Origin of the sequence: Lysobacter antibioticus HS124 (assembly GCF_000336385.2) — a bacterium.
Classification (GTDB): Bacteria; Pseudomonadota; Gammaproteobacteria; order Xanthomonadales; family Xanthomonadaceae; genus Lysobacter; species Lysobacter firmicutimachus.
The window spans coordinates 1-1,557 of sequence record NZ_HG424558.1; the positions used below are offsets into that span (position 1 = coordinate 1).

Sequence of the window (1,557 nt, forward strand, 5' to 3'; positions counted from 1 at the left end):
GTCATGGAGCTCCATCGGGGTCTGCCGGGGGAAGCGGCAGACTAGGAGCAGCCCGTCAGTGATCGTGGCGAATGCCAGAAAAATTCTGGCATGCCATTTTTCTGTCAGTTCCAGCGTCGGGTAGGGACTTCTTGTTGGGCGCGGCGCAAAGCAGTGGAGACCGTCTTGCGCGAAGAGGAGAAGCCTTGGACATCCGGTCCGAACCACTCTTTCGTCCGGACGTCGATGGCGAGACCAATCTGTGCGGCGTTGGGGCGGCCGGCGACCGCGTAGGTCTCGGGCGCCGCCTCGGCGAGCAGGTCGGCCATTGCAGCGATGACGATGTCGCGATTCAGATCGACAGCAGCGCTCCCGCGCGACCAGTCTGCTGCGCGACTCTTCCGAAGGGGGACATCTTGTAGTTCGCTGAATCCGATCTGCGCAAGCCAGAACCGCAGGCTGTGCTCATGGATACCAACGCGTCCCTGTTTGATCAGATCATCCACGGACGAGCCAGTGGCCGACTCCTTGCCCGGCACTCCGCCTGCGCCGGAATCCGACCATTCCAGCCGTCCATCCCGGAGGGCGCTGATGAGGGCCGAGCGCTTAACCTCGAAGATGTCGTGGCTGGCGTACATCGAGTCCAACTCCTCGAGCGTGATTCCGCTCCAGAGCGCGACCGCGTAATCGATACAAACGGTGCCGGTCAGGTTCGCTTGGTCAGCGTGGATCGGCGAAGGTGGGGTGTCTGCGGAGGTCATGGTCGGTCCTGCTATGGGGGGACTCGTGACGATGGTGACGATGACCTTCCAGCACAAGCCCGCATGCCTCTCGATCTTCTGTTCTTTGCCGCTAATCGCAGGTCCAGATGAATCGTCACCACCCTCACAACCATCACCGATTGGTTCGGCGTAGACAGTTTGATAGCGAAATGGGTAACCCGAGGCTACGAAAAAACTTAAGTCCACAGGCGGGCGAGACCGACGTGATGGTCGTGACGGTCGTGATGGTGTATCCGCACCTACGGCTAGGGACGAACAACAAGAACGTCGGCCAGCGGGATGCTCCCGTGACGGTGGTGACGGTTGTGATGGTGTATCCGGGCCTGCAACTACGGCCGAAAACAGAAGGTCGCCGCCGCCGAACGACACTTCGCCGCTGGGTCTATCTGGGCGTCGGGCGCGTTGCTGCACCCCGCGCTCGTGGACAGGTGTCGGATAGTGGGCCGGGCATCGCCCGGCTCACCGTCGGCCTACCCGGTTGCGCTGCCGCTACCGGGCTGCTCGGTCTCGGCCAGGATGTGGTACACCCGCTCTGCCTTTCCTTCCTTAGTAGAAGTCAGCGAGTAGCCCTTCTTTCGGACCGTGCCGGCAAAGAACCCCCGCACCGAGTGCGCCTGCCAGTTCGTCGCCGCCATGATCTGCGGGATGGTCGCGCCCTCGGGGCGGCTGAGCAGGCCGACCACCAGATCCAGCCGGTTCCGACGGTGCGCAGGCGTCGGCATTGGGGCGACTTGACCGGGTTGGGGCTGCATTGCCTCGCTGGCGTCGGCCTTGGCCTCCGGGCTGGCGGCCTTCG

At 63.2% G+C, this 1,557-nt stretch carries 2 protein-coding genes; both read right to left on the reverse strand.

Translation table 11 applies throughout. The features are described from left to right. Positions 1 to 104 precede the first annotated feature (104 nt). Positions 105 to 740, reverse strand: a complete 636-nt coding sequence (locus TX83_RS18320) for a hypothetical protein (protein ID WP_064749425.1) — start codon at positions 738 to 740, stop codon at positions 105 to 107. Between the two features lie 491 nt (positions 741 to 1,231). After that, positions 1,232 to 1,557, reverse strand: a 326-nt coding sequence (locus tag TX83_RS18325) for a DUF3489 domain-containing protein (protein ID WP_141233565.1), incomplete at its 5' end; no start/stop codon positions are given.

Excerpts from the sequence above, each read along its gene's own strand:
- TX83_RS18320 (WP_064749425.1), bottom strand. The coding sequence starts at position 740 with ATGACCTCCGCAGACACCCCACCTTCGCCGATCCACGCTGACCAAGCG.